Origin of the sequence: Dyadobacter fermentans DSM 18053 (assembly GCF_000023125.1) — a bacterium.
Lineage (GTDB): Bacteria > Bacteroidota > Bacteroidia > Cytophagales > Spirosomataceae > Dyadobacter > Dyadobacter fermentans.
In genome coordinates this window covers 3,316,732-3,333,650 of sequence record NC_013037.1, presented here as the reverse complement: position 1 = coordinate 3,333,650, position 16,919 = coordinate 3,316,732, and the positions used below count along the sequence as shown (strand labels likewise).

Annotated in this window: 12 protein-coding genes; 4 read left to right on the top strand and 8 right to left on the bottom strand. The window is 49.1% G+C overall.

Annotated elements, in window-relative coordinates; all coding sequences use genetic code 11:
* Positions 1 to 122: 122 nt before the first annotated feature.
* Positions 123 to 2,567 carry a TonB-dependent receptor gene (locus DFER_RS13340; RefSeq protein WP_015812164.1) on the bottom strand — a complete coding sequence of 815 codons (2,445 nt, stop codon included), beginning with the start codon at positions 2,565 to 2,567 and terminating at the stop codon, positions 123 to 125.
* 236 nt (positions 2,568 to 2,803) lie between these two features.
* On the opposite strand from DFER_RS13340, the gene guaA reads away from it, so the two are divergent.
* Positions 2,804 to 4,333, top strand: coding sequence for a glutamine-hydrolyzing GMP synthase (guaA, locus tag DFER_RS13335; RefSeq protein ID WP_015812163.1), 1,530 nt, complete (start codon positions 2,804 to 2,806; stop codon positions 4,331 to 4,333).
* Between the two features lie 61 nt (positions 4,334 to 4,394).
* Here the strand turns inward: guaA and DFER_RS29600 are convergent, their stop codons facing one another.
* Entirely contained in the window at positions 4,395 to 4,559 is a 165-nt protein-coding gene (locus tag DFER_RS29600; RefSeq protein ID WP_083769210.1) for a DUF1328 family protein, read from the bottom strand.
* 196 nt (positions 4,560 to 4,755) lie between these two features.
* On the opposite strand from DFER_RS29600, the gene DFER_RS13325 reads away from it, so the two are divergent.
* On the top strand, positions 4,756 to 6,615 hold the full coding sequence (locus tag DFER_RS13325; RefSeq protein WP_015812162.1) for a M1 family metallopeptidase: 1,860 nt from the start codon (positions 4,756 to 4,758) through the stop codon (positions 6,613 to 6,615).
* Here the strand turns inward: DFER_RS13325 and DFER_RS13320 are convergent, their stop codons facing one another.
* The 3 genes from DFER_RS13320 to DFER_RS13310 all read right to left on the bottom strand — a co-directional run bounded on the left by DFER_RS13320 (position 6,616) and on the right by DFER_RS13310 (position 10,883).
* Complete coding sequence (locus DFER_RS13320; protein ID WP_015812161.1) at positions 6,616 to 9,180, bottom strand: DUF5686 and carboxypeptidase regulatory-like domain-containing protein; 2,565 nt, start codon at positions 9,178 to 9,180, stop codon at positions 6,616 to 6,618.
* A 202-nt stretch (positions 9,181 to 9,382) separates the two neighbouring features.
* Positions 9,383 to 10,090 (bottom strand): DsbA family oxidoreductase, encoded by a 708-nt coding sequence (locus DFER_RS13315; protein WP_015812160.1) that lies wholly within the window; start codon positions 10,088 to 10,090, stop codon positions 9,383 to 9,385.
* A 157-nt stretch (positions 10,091 to 10,247) separates the two neighbouring features.
* A complete protein-coding gene (locus tag DFER_RS13310) occupies positions 10,248 to 10,883 on the bottom strand; it encodes an NAD(P)H-dependent oxidoreductase (RefSeq protein ID WP_015812159.1) in 636 nt (211 codons plus the stop codon).
* 106 nt (positions 10,884 to 10,989) lie between these two features.
* Between DFER_RS13310 and DFER_RS13305 the strand changes: the two genes are divergently transcribed.
* On the top strand, positions 10,990 to 11,355 hold the full coding sequence (locus tag DFER_RS13305; protein WP_015812158.1) for a winged helix-turn-helix transcriptional regulator: 366 nt from the start codon (positions 10,990 to 10,992) through the stop codon (positions 11,353 to 11,355).
* An 11-nt stretch (positions 11,356 to 11,366) separates the two neighbouring features.
* On the opposite strand, the gene DFER_RS13300 is transcribed toward DFER_RS13305, so the two are convergent.
* Entirely contained in the window at positions 11,367 to 12,176 is an 810-nt protein-coding gene (locus DFER_RS13300) for a retropepsin-like aspartic protease (protein WP_229206246.1), read from the bottom strand.
* Positions 12,177 to 12,328: 152 nt separating this feature from the next.
* A complete protein-coding gene (locus DFER_RS29250; protein WP_187293464.1) occupies positions 12,329 to 12,619 on the bottom strand; it encodes an acyltransferase in 291 nt (96 codons plus the stop codon).
* A 1,020-nt stretch (positions 12,620 to 13,639) separates the two neighbouring features.
* Between DFER_RS29250 and DFER_RS13290 the strand changes: the two genes are divergently transcribed.
* Complete coding sequence (locus tag DFER_RS13290; protein ID WP_015812156.1) at positions 13,640 to 15,553, top strand: T9SS type B sorting domain-containing protein; 1,914 nt, start codon at positions 13,640 to 13,642, stop codon at positions 15,551 to 15,553.
* Positions 15,554 to 15,621: 68 nt separating this feature from the next.
* Here the strand turns inward: DFER_RS13290 and fbaA are convergent, their stop codons facing one another.
* Entirely contained in the window at positions 15,622 to 16,701 is a 1,080-nt protein-coding gene (gene fbaA / locus DFER_RS13285; RefSeq protein WP_015812155.1) for a class II fructose-bisphosphate aldolase, read from the bottom strand.
* Positions 16,702 to 16,919 lie beyond the last annotated feature (218 nt).

Below are 16,919 nucleotides of genomic sequence, written 5' to 3'. Positions count from 1 at the left end.
TGGTTCAAACGTTAGATAAGTGGTGTGTGCCCATCTTCCGGCTTATAGATACAAAGGGATAAAAGGAAGTTGCATGAAGGCTGGAAAAAAGTTTAAACGGTTAAATAGTGGTTTGAACGTTACTATATGCCACCGGATGCTCTTTTTTGCAGCTCTTCTACATGGTTGTTAGAAGGTTTTTCTTTGGAAATGTTCGAGTTTCCGAATTTGTAGGAAAAAGAAATTGTGAAGACTTGGCTTACCCCTAGTGACGTAACGGTGAAATTCATGTCGGCAAACTTTGTGGAACCTACAAATTTGTTTGTCCAAAAGATGTCCTGGCCTGCAAATTTCAAGAACATGCGGTTATGCAGAAAAGACTTTTGGACGCCGAAGTTGATGAAGCCGGAGGGGCGACTTTGAATAAGTCCATAAATGCGTCGGCTGAAATAGCTTCCTGAAACCTCAGCCGTCCAGTCTTTACCTAAGTTCAAGGCATTAGTTAGCGCAAATGTGAAGTTAGATTGCCTAACATTAAACACTTCATATTTATAGTACGCACGATACCGATTCATCTGCCCAGATAAATTTACCTGCATGATCCACCAGGGTAGTATGGATATTGGTGCGGATATCGTCACATTCAGATTTCGTTGAAAGCGCATATTCTCAGGTGTCAGATACATTTTCTGCTCTTCCGTTACGATATAGGGATACTCCTTAACAATCAGATCTCTGACTACTGAGTAGGCGAGCGTGGTAGTTATGTAACCGCGTAGCAAATGCGTGAGTTGGATGTTATGAGTAAACTGTGGCTTCAAAACAGGGTTTCCGCGCAGGGTAGTGTACGGGTCGAGGTAGCTTTCGAAAGGATTAAGTAGCTGGTAGTTGGGCCGGTCAATGCGGTAGCCGTAAGAGCAGGTCAGCAGGTTGGTTGCATTGAGCTCATGTGATAAAAAGAGGGTCGGGAACGGTCGGACGTAATTTTGATCATTTCGTTTTTTCAATGTCACCGAATATCCTGATAATCTGGTGTGCTCCAATCGCAAGCCGAGTTGCAATGTGGTGCGGGATGTAAGTGGTCCCTGAAAAGACAAATAAGCGGCGTTGATGTTTTCCTTATAAATGAAACGATCCGAGCGAAGACTATCGACGAACCACTGGTTTTCAAGGCTTTCATAAAGCATTTCATTATCGGCTTTGACAAGGCTTGATTTCAGTCCACCTTCAAACGAAAACTTTTCAAATTTTTTGACAAAATCCAGTTTGGTAACTCCAATCCTGATAAGAAGAGGCATCGTGTTTCTGACTGCTTCCGGCGGGCCGTCCTGACTGCCATCGGGCTTGAAGAAACTAGTTGTGAGTGAGTTGATACGCTTTCCAATGTAAGACAGGTAATCCGTGTCAAAAGTTATTTCCATGCCCTTTTTTGTCGAATGTCTTAGGTTAAAATTAGCATTGAAATTATTCTGCGCATTCCTGGTAGCTGCGGTTGTATAGTAACTTTGTTTAAGTGTTAATTGCGCATCGTACAATTTAGTATCTGAGTATCGGGACAAAGTGTGGACTTCGTTAAATGCGCCATTAACTTTGGCGCCGACACTAGTGCTTTTACTGATATTATAATCTATCCCGACTCGATAGCCGTAATTTTTCACCCAATGGATATTCCCATAAACCTGATCAAAGCGTGTCTGGTCAGATCCATTAGTAATGATTCGGTCATAAATAGTCTTGCTGAATCCTTTTCCCTCCATTCCGTTTAGTGAAGCAAATAAGTTAATCTTCCCTACGCCGTGATTGACGTTGCCGATAATATCACCCCGACCATAGCCATGAGTTATGACGCTACCGGACATCGTGACGCTGCCATTCGTTCCGGGCCGGCTTCCCTTTTTGAAAATAATGTTGATGATGCCCGAATTTCCTGACGCGTCATATTTCGAGGAAGGATTGGTTATGAGCTCAATTTTCTCGATGTTTTCGCTCGGTGTATTTTTTAGGAGCATAAAAAGGTCGGCTTGTGACAGATAGGTAGGTCGTCCATCAATCAGTATCAGGGGCGTCGATTTGCCCGCCAGCTCGATTTCCTCCTGATGTGCGTTTACGGTTATGCCCGGCGATTTTTCCAATACCTGCAAAACGGAACTTCCGGTAGACGTGATGCTGCTTGCAACATTGATCACTGTTTTATCAATCTGCTGTTCGATAAACGGTTTTTTCGCGGATATGGTAACCTCGGAGAGATTTTGCGGTGTGCTTGCCAGTTGTAGCGTTGGTATCCGGATGAAGTTGTTTGTAATCGTAAAAACCTCACTAACAGCCTTCTGGTAGCCCACCATAGAGACGGCAACGATGTATGACCCATTTGTGACTTTGTCGAAACTAAAACTGCCATTTTCATCGGCCGTTACTCCAATCGCTGATGTCGTGTCATTGATGTTTGTTAATACGATGCTGGCGAATGGCAATGCCGCCAATTTCTCATCCACGACAGCACCTTCAATCTTGCCGGAAGCTGTTTGGCCGATAACCAATGTGTTGTAAAAGGTGAAAATCACCAATAGGAGTGACAATTTAGATTTCATATGATGAGAGAGGTGGTGCGCAGGACGATGTTCGCAGTTCTTACTGATCGGCCCGTCGGACTTTTTTTGCGAAACTAACCCGTCCGCAAACCTCGATCACGCTTCAAAAATCCTGCGGCAATGCCGATTTAGCAGAAGGTAAACTCAGTCTCTGTGTATACTCTCTCTTAAACTTTCAACTTCATTTTTCACTTTTCCGCCAATCTCCCTACCTTTGCGTTTTAGATAGCATATATATGACTGAACAAATTCTGATTTTAGATTTTGGCTCACAGTACACCCAGTTAATTGCACGGAGAGTTCGCGAACTGAATGTTTATTGTGAAATCCACCCATACAACAATTTCCCCGAACTCACTCCCAACGTCAAAGGTGTCATTCTCTCAGGAAGCCCCTGTTCTGTAAGGGACGAAGATTCTCCCCGGGTAGATCTCAACAAATTTCGCAAAACATTGCCCCTGCTCGGCGTATGCTATGGCGCACAGTTGCTCGCACAGGAGCTGGGCGGCGATGTGAAACCTTCGCAGCACCGTGAATATGGCCGCGCGAAGCTGGAACTCGGCGATCCGGACTCGTCGCTGCTGGCAGGCTTGTCGGAATCATCGCAGGTGTGGATGTCGCATGGTGATACTATTATGCGCGCGCCGCAGAATTTCCACGTGATCGCTTCTACGGAGTCCGTGAAAGTGGCTGCATTTAAAGTGGAGGACGAATTAACCTACGGTATTCAGTTCCACCCCGAGGTAACGCACACAACGGAAGGTAAAAAGCTGCTGCACAATTTTGTAGTGAACATTTGCGGTTGCAAGCAGGACTGGACTTCCGAGTCGTTCGTAGAGCATACGATCGAGCAGCTTCGCAAGAAATTGGGTAACGACAAGGTCGTAATGGCACTTTCGGGTGGCGTAGATTCCACGGTGGCTGCTACGCTGGTACACCACGCGATCGGTCAGAATTTGTATTGTATTTTCGTAGATAACGGTCTGCTGCGTAAGGATGAGTTTGAGCAAGTGCTGCATTCTTACCAGGACATGGGCCTCAATATCAAAGGTGTAGATTCTAAATCACACTTTTACCAGCAACTCGACGGCCTGAGCGATCCGGAAGCGAAACGCAAGGCGATCGGCAAGTCGTTCATCGATATTTTCGATCAGGAAGCGCATTTGATCGAGGACGTGAAATGGCTTGGACAGGGTACTATTTACCCCGACGTGATCGAATCCGTTTCCGTCAAAGGACCTTCGGCGACCATCAAGTCACACCACAACGTGGGTGGTTTGCCCGATTTCATGAAACTGAAAGTCGTGGAGCCGCTGAATACATTGTTTAAAGATGAAGTAAGGGCGGTTGGACGTACACTGGGTATCGACGAGAAGATCCTTAGCCGCCACCCGTTCCCGGGACCAGGCCTGGCGATCCGCATTTTAGGAGACATTACGGAGGAAAAAGTAGCGATTTTGCAGGAGGTAGACGCGATATTTATCGGCGGCCTCCGCAAATGGGACCTTTACAAAGACGTTTGGCAGGCAGGCGCAATGCTCCTTCCCGTGCAGAGCGTGGGCGTAATGGGCGACGAGCGCACGTATGAGCGCGTGGTAGCCCTGCGCGCGGTAACTTCGGTGGACGGTATGACCGCCGACTGGGCGCATTTGCCCTATGATTTCCTCGCGGAAGTTTCCAACGACATTATCAACAAGGTGAAAGGGGTGAACAGGGTCGTTTACGACATTTCTTCCAAACCGCCTGCAACCATTGAATGGGAATAAGGAATACGAAAAAAGCGGACACTGAGTCCGCTTTTTTCATTTGTTATATTTCCGAAAGTCGTCAGGATCGCCCGACGCCGCGGCTTAATAAGCTTAACACAAAAAGGACGAGGAATACGAAGAAAAGAATTTTAGCGATTCCGGCTGCGCCTGCTGCTATTCCACCGAATCCAAGGATACCGGCAATGATAGCGATTACGAGAAATATTACGGTCCATCTAAGCATGATTGACAAGTATTTTAGGTTTTTGATTATTGATATCTGATCCAATAATTACCAACTCTGTGCCAGAAGCGTAAATGCGCTCAAAATGCCTGAAACCGCTGCAATCGCTTTAAAATGAGGTTTTTTGTGGAGAATGATGCACAGTTTCAAGGGGATTTGACGTAATTTGCGGTTTAATCAAATTACACTTGTTCGAATGAAATTTAAATTATCAGTGCTTTTGCTGGTCGCGCTTGCGTTTCAGGTTTCAGCACAAAGTGACCGTTGGCAACAGCGCGCGAAGTATCAGATGGAGATCGACTTTGACGCCGTCAATCATCGGTACAAAGGCATCCAAAAGCTCGTTTACACCAACAATTCCCCGGATACACTTCAAAAGGTATTTTACCATTTATACCTCAATGCATTCCAGCCCGGCAGTCAGATGGACGTTCGTTCGCGCTCGATCAGCGACCCTGATCCGCGGGTGAAGGACCGTATTTCCAAGCTATCGCCTTCCGAAATCGGTTATGAAAAGGTGCTTTCATTGAAACAAAATGGCAAAGCACTCAAATACGAAGTGGTTGGGACTATCCTCGAAGTGACGCTGAACGAGAAGATTCTTCCAAAATCGCAGCATACATTCGATATGGAGTTTGAAGCGCAGGTACCGTTGCAAATCCGCCGCACAGGCCGGGCCAATGCCGAGGGGATCGACTATTCGATGGCGCAGTGGTATCCCAAAATGTCGGAATACGATTACGAAGGATGGCATGCGAACCCTTACATTGCCCGCGAATTTCATGGGATTTGGGGCGACTTTGATGTGAAAATCACCATGGACGCAGCCTACACGATCGCGGGGACTGGCTATTTGCAGAATCCCGATAAGATCGGCCACGGCTATTCAACTAAAAATGTATCCCACAAACCGGGTGACCGCCTTACCTGGCATTTTGTTGCGCCGGAAGTGCACGACTTCATGTGGGCCGCCGACCGCGATTATCAGCACGACGTTGTGAAAGTGGACGATAAGCTAGACCTGCATTTCTTTTACCAAACCGACACGCTGGCTAATGTGTGGAAACAAATGCAGCCACTGGCAGTGCGTGCTTTCAAGATCATGAATGAGCAGTTCGGGCGTTATCCTTACAAGCAATACTCGGTGATCCAGGGCGGCGACGGCGGTATGGAATATCCGATGGCTACGCTTATCACCGGCCGCCTGAACCTCCATGCATTGACGAGCGTGACGGTGCATGAGTCAATTCACAGCTGGTTCCAGGGCCTTTTGGCGACCAACGAATCGAAATACCCCTGGATGGACGAAGGCTTCACGACTTATGCGCAAAATATCGTGATGGCGGAGCTCTTCCCTGCCAAGGGCGACCCGCAGCGCAATTCGACCAACAGCTACCGCGCGCTCGTTAAGTCGGGTGCGGAAGAGCCGCTTACGACGCACGCCGATCATTATAATACCAACAAGGCATACAGCGTGGCGAGCTACAACAAAGGGGCCGTTTTCCTGAACCAGCTCAATTATATCATGGGGAAGGAAGCATTCCAGCGCGGCATGAAGCGGTATTTCAATGAATGGAAGTTCAAGCATCCCAACCCGACGGATTTGAAGCGCATTATGGAAAAGGAGTCGGGCCTGGAACTCGACTGGTTTTGGGAGAATTTTGTAGGGACTACCAAAACGATCGATTACAGCATCCGCGAAGTAGTGGCTAATGCCGGTAAAACCGATGTGGTGCTGGAAAGAATCGGCCAGATGCCTATGCCGCTGGATGTAGTGGTGAGCTACAAGGACGGCACGCAGGAAAATTTTTACATACCGCTTGAAATCATGCGGGGTGAAAAGAATGAAAAATGGTATTCCAAAACCACGCAATTGGCCGATTGGGGCTGGACTTACCCTGAGTATTCCTTCACGATAGACCGGAATGTGGCCGACATTCAAATGATCGTAATCGACCCAAGCCAGCGCCTGGCCGACCTCGATCTCGACAATAATGTATGGCCGCCGACGGCTTCGAAAACCACGCCGCGTTTCAAGGCTGCGAAAGTGAAATAATTACCGTCCGAACCGAAAGGAGGCACCGATGCGCCATCCCATGCCCTGGAAATGCCCGGCGTGGAATTGCGCAACGGCCTCCAAACGGACGATCCGCATGATATTATCAAGCCCATAAACGGCTTCCGAATAATTCCGCATCGTGGGCACGCGCAGGTAATGCAGCTGCAACGTTTCGGAAATGCCCGTTACGCGCAAGGCCTGAATGCGTGTGAGCAGGAAATGCTGCATTGTCCAGGTTAAATGCGTTTGGAAAAACCATTTCGAGGTGCTGTAACGGTAGTAGGGTAGCATCCGGAACTGGTCGGGTGGATAGACGTATTGAAAGAAGAATTCATTCCCCATAAAGTGCTGGTAATCGGGGAAAAACATCGTTCTGGCCCGCATAAAACCTCCTGCATTTACCAGGTATTCGAGGTTGCTCCTCGGGCCGAGACTCAGGTCCTGCCGGATGGTGCCTTGCAAGAGCGAATAATCCACATCGCCGAGGAAGCCCAATCCGCTTTTATAATTCACGCTGAATGCCGGGCCTTTGCTTCTCAAATAGCGTTTCTCCCCATTTCGGATCAGGTATCTCCTCCAAGGGCGCAATGTAGCGGTAAGATCTAGAATCCATGCCCGGTGGTCCTCAAAGCCGGTGTTGTCCAGTTCCCGGTTGATCGGCCTGTTTGGCGTAAATCCGAATTGGCTCCAGAATATGATCGGCCGGGCGCTTTCCTGGTTAAAAAGCTCTTTCCGGTGCTCGAAGTCCAGACTGGCGTTCAGGCTGAGCACATCGCCGATGTTGCGGAGCGAGTATTGAATGCGGCCGAATTGTTTTTGATAAACCTTCATCAAACTGCGATCGAAAAACCGCGCGGCAATGCTGTTCGGGAGAGGGGGAATAGGGTCGCGGTTGTTAATCTGCGAGGCCATTTCCCCGCCCGACAGTCCGAGATTCCAGTTTCTGCCGCCAATGTTCGTTTCCAGGTTCCCATACAACCGTTTCCGCCCGAACGAGTAGCGCACCAGCGGCCGCAGACTGAAATACGACGCTTTTCCCCAGCGCTTCTGCCACTCGGTAATGATGTTGATCGCATTACCCTCCACCGAGTTATAGCTGATCGAAAGCAACGGACTTTTGAAATAAAAACTATTGCGGTTACCCAGCTGATAGGTGTTGCCCAAAGCGAGGTGAATGGGCTTGAAATGCGTAGAATCGGGCTTCGTTTTCACACGCAGCGAATCTTTGACAACCTTAATGCTATCCTGCGTGACGTAGCTGGAAACCTCCGACTTCGTGAGCGGAATGGGCCGGAGCGCCTGCCAGTAGGTCGTGTCGCGCTTGTTGGCCATGGAATCGATCACGATCGAATCCTGGCGCACGAGCCGATCGTTGCCTAACTGGCCTTTTTGTTCCTTTTTCTGCTGCTTTTCGTATTGTTTGGTGAGTTTGCGGAAGTTTTTCGTAGAGAATTCCTTTTGCGCCTGGATCAGGTTTTCGAGGTCTTTACCGCCTTTAACTTTTGGCGCATCCTCTTTTTTGTGGTCGGCGATGGCAATGTCCTCGCGTAAGCCGGGGTCGACGTCCAGCTTTTCGTATGTGAGCGAAACCAGGTATCGGAACTCCCCGGCGAAACCAAGGTAACTGCCATTCAGTTTAAATTGCTGGTTCACGGGTATCCATACACCCTGCACCGGACTGAACAGCTGCTTGGCAGAAATGTTCAAACCGCTGGTAGTAGTTTGCAAATCGTAGCTATGAATGGCCCAACGGTCTTCAAGAATAAACAAACTCCCCTTAAAAACCCCTTCGCCATAAGCTTTCGGGATAACCCTTATTTTATTCACAACCTCGCCCCGCTCTTCGAAATAGCCTTCGTACTCAAATTTATAATAGGCAAATGACTTGGGCGACAGCGGGGAAATGGTGCCCGCGATCTCGGGACTGTACAAACTGGCGAGAATGTATTCGTTGGGTGAAGGAATGCTGTTGTCGAGGCTGTTGCGGGTGGAGATAATGCGCTGGCTGTAGTTATTGGGACGGCGGTACTTAATCTCCGCCACGCTTTCGTTGAGAATGGCCTTGCCTTGCTGTACGCCTTCTTTTTTCAGCCTTTTTTGTAAAAGGAATGGGATTTTGGTGGCGACGCCGGTGCTGCGTGAATACACTCTGGCCGTATAACCACGCACTTGCAACTGGTGGAAGCGGGCTTTGGCAATGGCCCGGCGCATAATGCTGTAAGCGGGGTCTTCCTTGGCCTTGCCGATGGTGGCTTCCTGCAAGCTGAGTGCCTGCTCTTCCATGGTCACGTTCAGCTCAGTGAAATCGGAGCCGATGGTGAGGGTTTTGGAAATACTTTTGAAACCCAGGTATTGGAAAATGATCTCGTAACTACCGGGCGAGAGGGAAAACTCGTATTCGCCTTCCTCATTGGCCATGGTGCCGTTGCTGGTGCCTTTCACGGCGATGCCCGCGTAGGGGAGTGCTTCGCCATTTTTTGTGGTAATGCGTCCCCGCAACCCGCCTGCGCGGGAGAGTTGTTGCATGGCCAAAAAGAGCAGCAAGAATGCCAGAAAGCGCATATAGTCGGGTGTAAAGTGCTGATAGCGGTGGTTGGACGCCAGGTTTTTTGTGCAACAAATTATCGCAATTAGCACAAATTACACGACATTCCAGGCCCGCGCCACCGACTTTACTTATAGAACCGTACCAGCCATGCGCCCGAAAACAAAAAAGCGGCCCACCGGAGTTCCCGGAGACCGCTTTTGCATTCAAATATCTGGCTCAGTCGCATTGCCCGTCGATGATGCAGTTTGCACCGTCGGCCAGGTTTACGAGTGGTTTGGGGTTGGCTTTTTCCCACTCTGCAAATGATTGCTGCAATGCGCCCAGGAATGTTTCGGTGTGTTGCGCCCCTGAAACGGCATATTTGCGGTCGAGCACGAAAAACGGGACGCCGCGTGCGCCTACTTGCTGTGCCTCGTAAATGTCCCGACGTACATCCTCGCTGAAACGCGTGCCTTCGAGAATGGCCTTCAATTCTGCGGCGTCCAGGCCGATGGCCGTTCCGAGTTCGATCAGCGTGGCGTGATCGGCCGTGTTGCGGCCATCGGTAAAATAGGCTTTGAACAATTGCTCCTCAGCGGCATCGCCGAGCCCTTTAGTTTTGGCAAACTGCAAAAAACGGTGGGCATCGAATGAGTTGGCGAGCACTGCCTTGTCCATATTATATTCCAGGCCCACTTCGGCGGCCATGTTAGTAACCTGGTCGTTTACCTGCTGGGCATATTCGGGTGTCCAGCCTTTTGTTTCGGCCAGGTAGTCGTTGATGCTCCGGCCCGGTTCGGTTTTCATTTGCGGGTTCAGCTGGAAGCTTTTCCACTCCACCTGGATTTGGTCCGCTTGCGGAAACTCCGCCAGCGCACTTTCAAAGCGCCGCTTGCCGATGTAGCAAAACGGGCACATGACATCACTCCATATTTCGACTTTCATGATTATCGCGGTTCTGTATTATGATCTTTGGGGAGAGTCATTTTTGTCATTTTTGGTCAGGTATTGTCATTTATGGCTCCAACAATTCTTGACCATTCCTGACTACACTTGACTACACTTTACCGTATCCTGACGTTCCTCCCCCGTTAAAACAATGTCAGATGGAGATAAAAAGTTCTTCGCGCGACCTGCGCACTTTTTTGGCATTCACATATGGGTCTTTGTCGGCATCGCGGTAACCCAATGCAAGGATTACCACGCTGCGCAGCCCTTTCTCGCGCAATCCGAGGATCTCGTCCACCTTGGCTGCGTCAAAACCTTCCATCGGCGTGGCGTCTACTTCTTCGGTAGCCGCAGCTACGAGCCCGTGGCCTAACGCGATGTATGCCTGACGTGCCGACCAGTCGAAATTTACATCCTCGCTACGGCTGAGGATACCACCGTTAATGCTGCTATGAAAACCTGCCAGCGACTCAACGCTTATGTTGCGGGTGGCGGCGAAGAATTTGATATAATCGTCCACATGCTGCGACGTAACCTTCTCCCAAACGGCGAAAATCAACAAATGCGAGGCATCCGGAATCTGCGCCTGGCGGGACGCGGCTTCGTTGTGGATCCTGTCTTTCAGTGCCTGATCTTTTACGATCACAATATTATAGGGCTGCAAACCGACCGATGACGGTGCCAGCTTGATGGCTTCAAGGATATTGTCCAGCTTTTCCTGTGGAACGGACTCGCCGTTCATGCGTTTGGTGGCATAGCGCCAATTCAACTTTTCTATTAACTCGCTCATTTTTATCTAAGTTTGATGTGCCTTTTTGATTAACCGGCATGCAAACTTAATTAAATTTACTATACATTTGTAAGTAGTATACAAAAGGATAGTGGTAAAATCGGCTATGGAAAAAACGAAGGAGAAAAACCCGCACAGCTGGGGAGAGTGCACGAAAAGCATCCTGCCCGTGCGCGACGCATTGGAAGTACTGAGCGGCAAATGGAAGCTGCCGATCATCATATCCCTGATGTTCGGGAATAAACGCTTCTCGCAAATCGCGAAAGAAGTGCCCGGTATCACCGACAAAATGCTCTCCAAAGAGCTGCGCGAGCTGGAAAGCAACGACCTTGTGAAACGGACGGTTTACGACTCCATTCCGGTGGTCGTCGAATACTCGCTGACCGAATACGGCCATTCGCTGGAAATTGTGATCAAGACACTGCGCGATTGGGGTGTGGCGCACCGGAAGCGGATGATGGTGGCGGAGTAGCGCCAGGTCCGCTACTCAATTTTGAGAAGTTGACGCTTCTGGTCGATGATTAATTTATAGTTTTTAAGAAACCGCATACCCACGTTGATAAATCGTGCTTGCTCGGAATAGTCTACTAGCAGGTCTTTGGCATTGACGGAGCTGACAGATATCGGGGAGTGCAGTATTGCTTCCTGAATGAAGTATTCGGAATTGGCACGCCGTGCAATGGATTTGTTTTTGGTATCGGTGTGCGAAAGCCGGTCAATAACAGTTTTGGGAAAATGCAGGCTTAGGGTAGAACCGGTATCGATATGCAGCAAACAAGACGTATCTCCAACAACTGCACTAATTTCAAAGCCTCGTTGGTAATGAACGACTCCGTTATCACCGCCATTCAAAGAATCCTTCGAATAGGTGATTTCTCCGCGAGTTGCGTCGATCGTAAGGAGGTACTCTTGGAAAAACTCCCGTCCGATGATGCCGTCAATAAGCATTCTGCCTTCTTTGCGGTGGCTGTTATAATTCCTTGATAACAGAACAACGTTGTGCTCCGTCAAATTGCCTAGCCGCAAGCTGGACACAGTAAAAACGGGTACGGTGTTAAATTTCCCGCTTCCGTCGTAATTTCTGGCAGAGTCGGACGCGATAAGGCCGAGAGCATGCGCAACGCGTTCATCGATCCGGCCCATACCGGATGCTCCCGTATCGACCAGGAAATTGAACGGCCCTTTGTCATTCACATAAGCTTTCACGAAAAGGTCGTTGTTGGCGATCGTCGCTGCAACTCGGCCGGGCGTTTCTTGTGCGCATACATGGTTGACGAGGACGAAGAATGCCAATCTGAGAGAATGTTTTAGCATCGTAATGGTTGCTGTTTAAATGTCCGCGAAGCTAGTGGCTCTCTTCCGCCACGGAAATTTAAATAAGCAGGAGGCAGGAGGGAATGAACAATCGGTGCAGTCTTTCGGGGCTGCTTTTTTAATAAATTCAGTTAAGTCAACCAGTCTCGCAGGTAGTTTTTAGCCGGCAACTCAAAAAAACGATATGTAAGATAGGCCAATGCGTAAGTGGAAATGACAAATGCAATGAGCGTCGCCGGTTGATCGGGGTTGAAAAATGCGTATCGTTTGAAGAGGCCGTGCATGACTATTTGCAGCGGAAAATGGATCAGGTAGGAGGCGTAGGTCAGGTCGCCGAACGCTGCCCAGGACTTCCCGCAGTGGGGAAGCGGACTTGTAACCATGCCAGAAAATAGACCATTGCAGGCAGAATGCTTACACATGCGATGTGAATTTTGAAATGGGCGGATTGGGCAAAAGTCGACAGATAAAATACAGAACCAGCCGTCACAACTGCCAGGCCGGGAAGCCATATATCCCTGAAAACCGATCGCGGCCTCCGACGCTGGTATTCCAGAAGCCAATACAATACCCCGCCGATAAAAAAGCAGAAAAGGCCCGCACCGGCATGAACGCCGCCGATAGCTAGCCCTAGCAGACTCATGAGCAGCAGGAACCCTGGCTTTAACGGTACAAAGCGGCAAAAGGCAAAGAATATGCCGTATAACAAAACCTCCACCGACACCGACCAGACAGGGCCGTTGAAAGAATGCCCATCCTGAAACCCCAATATGAAATAAATCCCAGCTGCAACGCAAAGTGTTTCAGGTTGTTATAACTATATACGAAGTAGGCTCGAAAAAGCCGGTAATGCACAAATTGCAATGCACAAGTGAGTAGCAGCGTCGCGAGATGTAACGGGTAGAGTCTCGAAAACCGGTTCCAAACAAAGGTTTTTAACGACACCGTCCGGCGTGCAATGTCGTGGGCATACATAGAGAAAAAGATGAACCCCGACAAAATGAAGAACAGGTAAACGGCTAGTTATTCCATAATCATACAAGGTTTTAAAATGCCGTAGGCAGGTTGGACGGCTCTGTCAAAATCCGCTTTCCGCTCGGTATTGTCGAAATAGAAATGTTGATAATGCCAGATAAGAACGGAAAAGGACGCGATTCCGCGCAATGTATCAAGAAAGTAAAATCGCTGAATGGGGCATTCCGGGCTCGGGATATTCATGACGCCAAGATATCCGGCGCCTTGCAGGCAAGTGGACTCCCTTTATCCGCGGGTTAGTAGCAAATGAATAAACGGTTTTCCCGGCCGATGCGAAAATGCCGGATGTAATCCTTGCTAATTGAAATCAGCCCGTTGCACATTGGATTTCATTTGCGAGTTGCGGATTGGTAAAATGGGAGTGGATTGTCGGATGCGGCAGCCGCTTCTAATTTAACCTGTCGGGAATGGTCAGACTGTTTCTAATCATCGCATTGCTTTGTTGCAGCCATCAGGCGTTCTGCCTTTCGGTGATGGGAAGCCATCTTGAATGGCAGACAGTGCCGGGTGCAAATGATAAATTCAAGATAAGATTGACGCTGTATCTTGATGCAACAAGCGCAGAGCTGGGGCAGCCGCTGCAATACATTTACCTTTTCAAGAACGACAAACATTGGGAAACCAGCAGGCAGTGGCAGTATTTCGGTCTTTTTTACCTGGACAAAATATCGTCGCGGGAAGTGGAGCAGGATACACTTGCTTGTGCCGGAACAGGCCCCTGGGAAGATTTTGAGGGCCAGCGCCATGTGTTAGTCAATATCTACGAAAAAACGATACAAGTACCGCAGTTAGCCAGTTTACGTTCGGATAACGGCTTTATCGTGGCATGGCATTCAGTAGGAACCCGGGATGGAAAGGACCGCAATTTTCTTAACTCGCCCGGTTCGCAAGAATGGGTGACAACGATCATTCCCCCAATGACGGGGAATGGCGCTGTTGTGCGGAATTCAAGTCCGACTATTGGAAATATTAAGACCTTTTTTGTGTGCAGGGATGATCTTGCGGACATTTATTTCGCGGCAGCGGACAGCGATGGTGACATTCTTAAATACAAACTTTCCAAGCCCTACGCGGTAAGTTCCGAAAGGACTATTTCGGAAGATATAGTCCACTTTTACGATCTAACATGGGCAAATGGTTATTCCGAGCGCGATCAGGTTCACGGAAACCCGGGACTGACCATCAACGAGAATACCGGCCTGATGACGGTTAGAGCTGGTGAAGCAGGCCAGTACTTTGTAGGTATTTCAGTCGAAGAATACCGAAATGGGCAAAAAATTGGTTCTGTAAGCTTTTACTACACGCTGGTGGTTCTCGACTGCAACGAAATGCAAACTCTGGACAAAAACCTTTACAAAGACACCACGGCCATCCAAACCCTCACCATCTGCGAAGGTTCACAAGCGATCTTAACTTCCAAACAAACCTTCTCCAACCCGCAACCCGAATTCCAATGGACCAAAGACGGCAAAACGATTTGGGGCGCCAATGCGCAAAGCGTGACCGTTTCAGAAGAGGGCGAATATCGGCTTCTAACCACTAAAATAAACGGATGCCCGGATTCCTTCGAATCTGAAACAGTCCGCGTTAGCGTCGTGTCATCAGGCGCTGAAATGGATAGCATTCCGCCCATTTGTGATACGACATTGCCAATTGAACTGCATGCTGCACCGCCCGGCGGAACATTTGCGGGGGCGGGCGTGACGGGCAACACCTTTGATCCGAAAGCTGCGGGTGAGGGAACGCATGAAATCCAATATATCATCGAGGGCTCGGAGGCCTGCCCGAATGCCGTTGCGAAACGTGAGGTCACGGTAAGTCGGGCCCCGGCGCTGGATCTGGTGGAAATTCTGTATGCTTCACGCGACAAGCCTATTCATATCGGCGTGAAAGATTCGCTGGATGTGGCCTACCGGTGGATGCCGCCCGATTTTCTGAACGATGTCACATACGCCGATCCCGTTTCGACTCCCTCCCGAAGCATTACTTACCTGATAGCGGCCACGAATGCATCCGGCTGTGTGGCCAGGGGCGAAGTTCAAGTAAAGATCACCGAAAACATCTTCATCCCCGACGCATTCACGCCGAACCAGGACGGGATCAACGAAACGTGGGAGTTGAAAGGCATTGAAGGTTATCCCAAATGCCGGGTAACCATTTACAATCGCTGGGGCGAGGTGATCTTCCATTCCGAAGGTTATCAGAATGCATTCGACGGGACAGTGGCGGGCGCGTTGCAAATGCCCGGCGTGTACGCGTACAAAATCAGGCTGACCGAAAACAGTCCCGAAATCATGGGTTCGCTGACATTGATCCGCTGATGTTTCAGCCAACGGCCACAAAAAAAGCAACCCTTTCAGGTTGCTTTTTCTTCAAAATCCGGAACCGATTATCCCAATTGGTTAATGCAGTTCAAATCTTCAAACGCCACTTTCAAGCGAGCGATCATGCTCTCTTCGCCTTTGCGTAGCCATACGCGTGGGTCGTAGTATTTTTTGTTGGGCGAATCTGCGCCTTCGGGGTTGCCGAGCTGGGCTTGCAGGTAGCCTTCTTTTGCTTTGTAGTAGTTGAGAACACCTTCCCAGGTCGACCATTGCATGTCGGTGTCGATGTTCATTTTGATCGCGCCGTACTCGATCGCTTCGCGGATCTCTTCGCGGGATGAGCCTGATCCTCCGTGGAATACGAAGTTAACAGGCAGGTCGCCGGTGCCGAATTTCTGCTTGATATAGTCTTGTGAGTTGCGGAGGATTTTCGGCTCCAACTTCACATTACCTGGCTTGTATACCCCGTGAACATTACCGAATGCAGCTGCAATGGTGAAGTTAGGGGAGATTTTTGAAAGTTCTTCGTAAGCGTATGCCACTTCCTCAGGCTGCGTGTACAGTTTCGAGCTGTCCACATCTGTGTTATCCACACCGTCTTCTTCGCCACCGGTCACGCCCAATTCGATTTCGAGGGTCATGCCGATTTTCGCCATACGCTCGAAATATTTAGCGCAGGTTTCGATGTTTTCTTCCAAAGGCTCTTCCGAAAGGTCGAGCATATGCGAGCTGTACAATGGCTTGCCGTACTGATCGAAATGACGCTCGCCTGCTTCCAGCAAACCGTCGATCCACGGAAGCAACTTTTTCGCGCAGTGATCTGTGTGAAGGATTACAGGTACTTCGTACAATGCCGCCATCTGGTGTACGTGCTGTGCACCGGAGATACCGCCGGCGATAGCCGCCTGCTGGTTGGCGTTAGAAAGGCTTTTACCTGCATAAAATATAGCTCCGCCATTCGAAAATTGAACAATAACAGGGCTGTTAACCGCTTTGGCTGTTTCCAGGACCGCATTCACTGAATTGGTTCCTACCACGTTCACGGCCGGAAGGGCGTAGTTGTTTTCGTTGGCGTGGCGGAAAATTTCACTAACTCCATCGCCGGTTACAACACCGGGTGCAAAGCGTTTTGTCGTTTCGCTCATAGTAATAAAGGATATTTTTTCAAGAATTAATTTTACAATTCAAGTGTCGGCCCTGAATTGTACGGCAATCCCTGCAAGTTAGCTATTTTAGGGTGAAATGACCGAGTTATGTATGGTTTATTATGCGTTGAAACGAAGATTAATGCATGGATGACCGTTTTGGCGCAATCTGTGGTATCTTTGAAAATCATTGAAAAAACAGGGCTGATACCCTGCAT